5 protein-coding genes and 1 pseudogene are annotated in these 5,728 nt (G+C 37.6%); 1 reads left to right on the top strand and 5 read right to left on the bottom strand.

Annotated features, from left to right (window positions below; genetic code table 11):
- The 5 genes from ABZA26_RS06220 to ABZA26_RS06200 all read right to left on the bottom strand — a co-directional run.
- The coding region (locus tag ABZA26_RS06220; RefSeq protein ID WP_372713656.1) for a class I tRNA ligase family protein at positions 1-952 on the bottom strand (952 nt) is incomplete at its 3' end.
- A gap of 105 nt (positions 953-1,057) precedes the next feature.
- On the bottom strand, positions 1,058-1,669 hold the full coding sequence (locus ABZA26_RS06215) for a sigma-70 family RNA polymerase sigma factor (RefSeq protein ID WP_372713655.1): 612 nt from the start codon (positions 1,667-1,669) through the stop codon (positions 1,058-1,060).
- A 56-nt stretch (positions 1,670-1,725) separates the two neighbouring features.
- Positions 1,726-2,436: a 23S rRNA (guanosine(2251)-2'-O)-methyltransferase RlmB gene (gene rlmB, locus ABZA26_RS06210; RefSeq protein WP_372713654.1), complete on the bottom strand. Its 711-nt coding sequence runs from the start codon at positions 2,434-2,436 to the stop codon at positions 1,726-1,728.
- A gap of 82 nt (positions 2,437-2,518) precedes the next feature.
- Positions 2,519-3,787 carry a UDP-N-acetylglucosamine 1-carboxyvinyltransferase gene (gene murA, locus ABZA26_RS06205; protein WP_372713653.1) on the bottom strand — a complete coding sequence of 423 codons (1,269 nt, stop codon included), beginning with the start codon at positions 3,785-3,787 and terminating at the stop codon, positions 2,519-2,521.
- A gap of 8 nt (positions 3,788-3,795) precedes the next feature.
- Positions 3,796-4,350, bottom strand: a complete 555-nt coding sequence (locus tag ABZA26_RS06200) for a DUF1694 domain-containing protein (protein ID WP_372713652.1) — start codon at positions 4,348-4,350, stop codon at positions 3,796-3,798.
- Positions 4,351-4,544: 194 nt separating this feature from the next.
- Here ABZA26_RS06200 and ABZA26_RS06195 point away from each other — a divergent pair.
- Positions 4,545-5,728, top strand: a pseudogene (locus ABZA26_RS06195) (hypothetical protein); the annotation flags it as partial.

Genomic DNA, 5,728 nt, shown 5'->3' with positions numbered 1-5,728 from the left:
CATCATTTGCAGGATTTACTGCATACCAACCTGTGAATACCCCGTTTTTCTCTTTCCCTTCTGCTGTTCTGCTGATTACATCCTCGGTTCTCATTCCAGCTACAGTTTCTTTTATTGACGGGTTCACTTTTAAAATTTCGTCTACCATAGGATGCTCAGGGGCTATTACACAATAAGTAACCCCGCAAAGTGTGTCTACTCTTGTCGTGAACACAGGTAAATCTGCACCGTTTTCTACAATTTTAAAATTAACTTCTGTACCGTAAGATTTTCCAATCCAGTTTTTCTGCATCGTCACTACTTTTTCCGGCCATCCGTCTTTCAGTTCTTTGTGCCCTTCCAGTAGTTCATCAGCATAGTCTGTTATTTTAAAATACCACTGCTCTAAATCTTTCTGGATAACATCTGTTTTGGAGTGTCTCCAGCATTTTCCGTCTTCAACCTGCTCGTTGGCAAGAACCGTCTGACAATCCGGACACCAGTTTACAGATGATTTTTTCTTATAAACAAGACCCTGCTCGTACATTCTTTTAAAAATCCACTGATTCCATTTGTAATAATCATCTCTGTAAGAGGCTATCTCTCTATCCCAGTCATATGAAAACCCAAGACTTTTAAGCTGCTTCGTCATATTTTCAATATTTGATTTTGTCCAGATTGCAGGATGTGCTCCATTTTGTATCGCTGCATTCTCAGCAGGAAGTCCAAAAGAATCCCATCCCATAGGATGAAGCACATTGTAGCCCTTCATTTTTTTATATCTTGCTATTACGTCACCTATCGTATAGTTTCTAACATGCCCCATGTGAAGCTTTCCAGACGGGTAAGGAAGCATCTCGAGAACATAATAATTTTCTTTATTTTCTACTTTGTTTTCTGTTTTAAATATGCTGTTCTGTTTCCATTTATCCTGCCACTTTGATTCTATACTCTTAAAATCGTATTCCCTCACAGGTTTCACTCCCTTTTGTAAAATCATTTTTCATATAAATATACCACAAATAAAAAAAATCCTCAAGATAAAAAGGGCTCCCTCCTAAAAGGTAGCCCTTTGTTTTTAAGCCTTTCTATAGGTTTCTAGCCAGGCTTCACTTTTTCTTTTTATTCTCTGTATAGCATTATCCACAGACTTCACTTTTTTTCCAAGCTTCTTGGATATCTCTTTATAAGTATGCCCTAAGAGCATATATTGAAAAACTTCATTCTCAAATTCACTCAAGGTGCTCTGCAGGTGTTCTTTCAGTCCTGTTATCTGTTCTTTAGTAAGGTACATCTCTTCAGGGTTGTATGTCACGTAAGATTCTAGGCCACGAGCATAGGGAACTTCCCTATCCTCATTGGAGTCATTGTATATTCCTACTGAAGAATTGAGTGCAAAATTCTTTTGGGAATTAGCAGATTTTATCGCAGTGATAAGCTGCCTTTTTATACAGATTGTTGCAAAAGTTTTGAAAGAAGCTGCTTTTTCTGTATCATAAGCCCTTATCGCTTTCAAAAGTCCTATCATTCCCTCTTGGACCAGATCATCTCGGTCCGCTCCAATTAAAAAGTAGTTCTTAGCTTTTAAAAACACGAAATTTTTGTAATAATCAAAAACTTTTCTTACCGCTTCTTGATCACCGTTTTGAGCTTCCGTCAAAACATCATCAGTAATCATTTCAACCGCCATAGAATACCCCCTTAACCCCTATACCCTAACCAAAAGAACACAGCACTTCTAAAATTTTAGTAGATCTTCTTCGCAATTTCAGAAAGAAGTATCCCCCCTGCTACAGAAACATTCAAAGAATTTATTTTTCCGTACATAGGAATATTTACTAAAATATCACAGTTTTCCTTTACTTTCTTTCTTATTCCTGATCCCTCGCCACCCATTACGAGAGCTGTCCTATTCGGATATTTTTCCTCATAGTAACATTTTTCACCGCTGCCTTCAGCTCCATACACCCAGTAGTCCAGCTTTTTCAGCTTCTGTAGAGCTTCAGATATATTTGTGACTTTTATTATATCCACATGTTCTATTGCCCCTGTGGAAGTTTTTACAACTGTTTCATTTATCTTTACAGAATTTCTTTCAGGGATTATTATCCCCTTTACACCAAAAATCTCAGCACTCCTAATGATAGCACCAAAGTTTCTAGGGTCTTGGACACCATCTAATACGAGCACTATGGATTTTTCATCCGCAGCTATCTTCTCAAGAAAAGCACCTAGATCCACATAATAATCATACTGACTTATAAAGGCAACTATACCTTGTGAATTCTCCACTCTCTTGTCTATGAAATGCACTTTTATATTTCTATTAGATGCAAGGTTTTTTATCTTTCCTATCTTGTCATCTTTCAGACCCTTGAAGATTTCTATCTTCTCAATATTGGTATCCGGGTTCTGCAACGCTTCTGTTACAGGATTTAATCCTATAATTTTTTCCATTAAACACTCCTTTATATTAAAATATTCACCATTGACTCTAAAAAGTCAAATTTATATTACGTCTATCTGTAAAAACCAATAATTAAGCCTCAGCCTTTATTCTCACTATATCTGCGCCTATCTTTTTCAGTTTTTCCTCTAGCTGCTCATAACCTCTGTCCACATGATATATTCTGTTTACTATACTTTCTCCGTCTGCTTTTAGAGCTGCTAGAACCAGTGATGCTCCGGCTCTGAGGTCGCTTGCCATGACTTCTGCAGATGAAAATTTCTTCACACCTTTTATGAGGGATACCTGACCGTCTACATGGATATCGGCTCCCATTCTGTTGAGTTCAGGTACATGCATAAATCTGTTTTCAAAAATTGTCTCTTTTATCTCACTGTTTCCCTCTATAAGACACATAAGGGTCATCATCTGAGATTGAAGATCCGTGGCAAATCCAGGATGAGGCATAGTTGTGGCCTTTGCAGGTTTCAAATCCTCAAATTTTGAGGTTACCGTCAAAAGGTCTCCATCCATTTCAAAAGAAGCGCCCATCTCCTCAAGCTTCATAACGAAACTCTCAATGTGCTCTCTTTCTACTCCCTTTACCTTGATTTTACTGTCAAACATAAGAGCCGCAACTATATAAGTCCCCGCCTCTATTCTGTCTGGCATTACTGTATATTCACAGGGAACGAGCTTTTCCACTCCCTCTATAGTCAGTCTTCCTGTTCCTACTCCCTCTATCTTTGCACCCATGGCTATCAAAAAATTACACAGGTCATCTACCTCAGGCTCTCTTGCAGCATTTTCAAGAACAGTCGTCCCCTTTGCTTTTACAGCTGCCATTATCACATTTTCTGTAGCCCCTACACTTGGAAAGTCAAATATTACATTAGATCCAGTCAGCTCATCTACCTCAGCCTCTACATATCCGTGTTCTATTTTTATCTTTACGCCCATTGCCTCAAAACCTTTTAGATGAAGGTCTACAGGTCTAGCCCCTATAGCACATCCTCCCGGAAGTGAAACTATGGCCTTTTTCTCATGTGCAAGCATAGGTCCCATAACCAAAAATGAAGCTCTCATTTTTTTTACAAGATCATAAGAAGCTGTAAGATTCGTCAGTCCGTTGTTTATAAACTTATAAGAATTTTTATCCAGTCTTTCTGACTGTACCCCCAGACTTTCGATTAACTTTATCAGTGTCCTTATATCTCTCAGGTCAGGAACATTCTTTATAACGTATGTTCCCTTTTCTATAAGGGTTCCTATCAATATAGGTAAAGCTGCATTTTTTGCACCGCTTACCTCTAGTACCCCGCTTAACTCTTTACCACCGTTTATTCTAAAAGCTTCTACCATCATTCCTCCTATTTTTTATTGCACGCAGCACATTTATGTCCTATCAATTTATCAAAAAAACTCATTTTCTTGAAACTCCCCTTGTATTCAGGCAGCTTCTCTTCTAGCTTTTCAAAACAACTGCTGCATATTTTTTTTCCTCTGGCTTTGCTGAATTCTTCTCCAAGGCCTGCATCTATAAAATCCTGATCCATATCCCTTATTACCAAGTCTTCATCGGCATTTTCCATTGCTTCCTTTGAGACCACCACAAGAGCCACATCTCCCCTATAAGAGATACCGTCTACAAGCTGATATTTTATCCCGACTTTTTCGGCCTCATCAATATAAGGCTTGAGTTTTTTCAAGGAAACATCCCTTCTCATCTTCATAAGCACAGCGTCGCTTTCTTTCATCGCCTCTAATATCTCCGGGTACACACTGTCTTCCTCTAGCTGCCCCTTATGAAGAGCGGCAATGACATTTTCCTTAAACTCCCCTAAATAATAGGCTTTTTCCACTTGTGACTTTACAAATCTTATTTTTCCTTTTTCTCTCTCATCGATAATGTTTTTAAAACTCATACACATTCACCTGCCTATAAGAATAAGTCCAAATATAAGTATCCATTTACAGTTAATTATATCACATACAATGTTTTTTCAAAAGCAGTTACATTTCTTGATTGCTAATAAAAAAAATGTTATAAATTAAGTAGGTTATTTTTTTTATGTTTTTCAAAAAAGTTCCCTTATCATAAACTCCGAGGAGGATTATTGTGCTAAAAAAAGTTTTCGCAATAATATTCATTTTCCTTTTTTCATCCCTTCTCTGGGCAGATGAAAAAAAAGATGGATCAGTATCTTTTTATTTCAACACCCCCAGAGGATACGTCGAGTATACAGACATGTCAGACCAGTCAAAAAACGGAATAAACTTTACTGACAGCAAAGCTCTTTTAGACCTGAAGCCAGGAAATTATAAGTTTCAGTTTTTCTCTCCGTCATACTTCTCAGTTGAGAGGATCATCTCAGTTTCACGGGAATACCAGAGTTACAATATAGATCTTCAGAAAAAATCAGGTGACTTTTTTATATCTGTTAAGAAAAGCACCAAAAACCAGTTATATTTCCAAAAAGAATCCCCTGATACGACTCATATACTCACCGATGTTTCCATTCTTTTTTACAAAGAGGGAGAGCTGATAAAGACCGTCTACTCAGATTCCTTTTTAAAAAGAGTGAACCTTGACTTCGGACAGTACGACATCGTTGTGAAGGAGCTAGATAAGATCCTTATGAGAGTTCAGAGATTCCCAATCAATGAAAGATACGGTGAATACCTCAACTTTTCTGTCAAACCTGTAGAGGTATTCGTAGAAGGAGTCTTAAAAATCGAAGATATGTATCTTGGTGGAGCCGATATAATTTTTACCGATGTGGAAAACAACAGCTACACCCTTACCAGTGATTTTTCAGGTAAGTTTTCAGGAAATATTCCTTCGAAAAAATATAAACTTTCCATAAAAAAATTCGGTTATTTTCTGAGGGAAGAAAATCAGCTCATCTATGATTTTACCGACGAGAATAAAAAATTCACCTTGAATTTGGAGCTGGAGGAATCTCCGAGTTTTATAGAGGGGCGGATAATCGATGATAGCAATTCCCCTGTCCAAAATGCAGAAATATCAATAAAATACGGGGATACAGAAAAAAAATCCACTGCTGACAACTTCGGCCGGTTCAGAGGAACTGCAAAGCCGGGACTTGTCCTTATCAGAGTTGATAAAGAGGGATTCTTTTCTCACGGTTTAGTGAGGAGAGTTGAAAAATTCTCCACTATTTCAAACCTCGAAATTCAGTTAAAAAGGAAAATGTATAAAATAAGCGGAGTTCTTTCTGATGGTGTAAAACCTATCAAATCTCAAAAAATAGACCTTGTTAGTCCCGGAGGAAAAAGACT

Origin of the sequence: Ilyobacter sp. (assembly GCF_041583315.1) — a bacterium.
GTDB lineage: Bacteria > Fusobacteriota > Fusobacteriia > Fusobacteriales > Fusobacteriaceae > Ilyobacter.
The sequence above is the reverse complement of the archived record's forward strand: the minus strand, read 5'-3'. Positions and strand labels throughout refer to the sequence as shown.

Bases quoted from the DNA above. Each gene is read 5' to 3' on its own strand.
- ABZA26_RS06215 (WP_372713655.1), bottom strand. From the start codon at position 1,669: ATGGCGGTTGAAATGATTACTGATGATGTTTTGACGGAAGCTCAAAAC.
- rlmB (WP_372713654.1), bottom strand. From the start codon at position 2,436: ATGGAAAAAATTATAGGATTAAATCCTGTAACAGAAGCGTTGCAGAAC.
- murA (WP_372713653.1), bottom strand. From the start codon at position 3,787: ATGGTAGAAGCTTTTAGAATAAACGGTGGTAAAGAGTTAAGCGGGGTA.
- ABZA26_RS06200 (WP_372713652.1), bottom strand. From the start codon at position 4,350: ATGAGTTTTAAAAACATTATCGATGAGAGAGAAAAAGGAAAAATAAGA.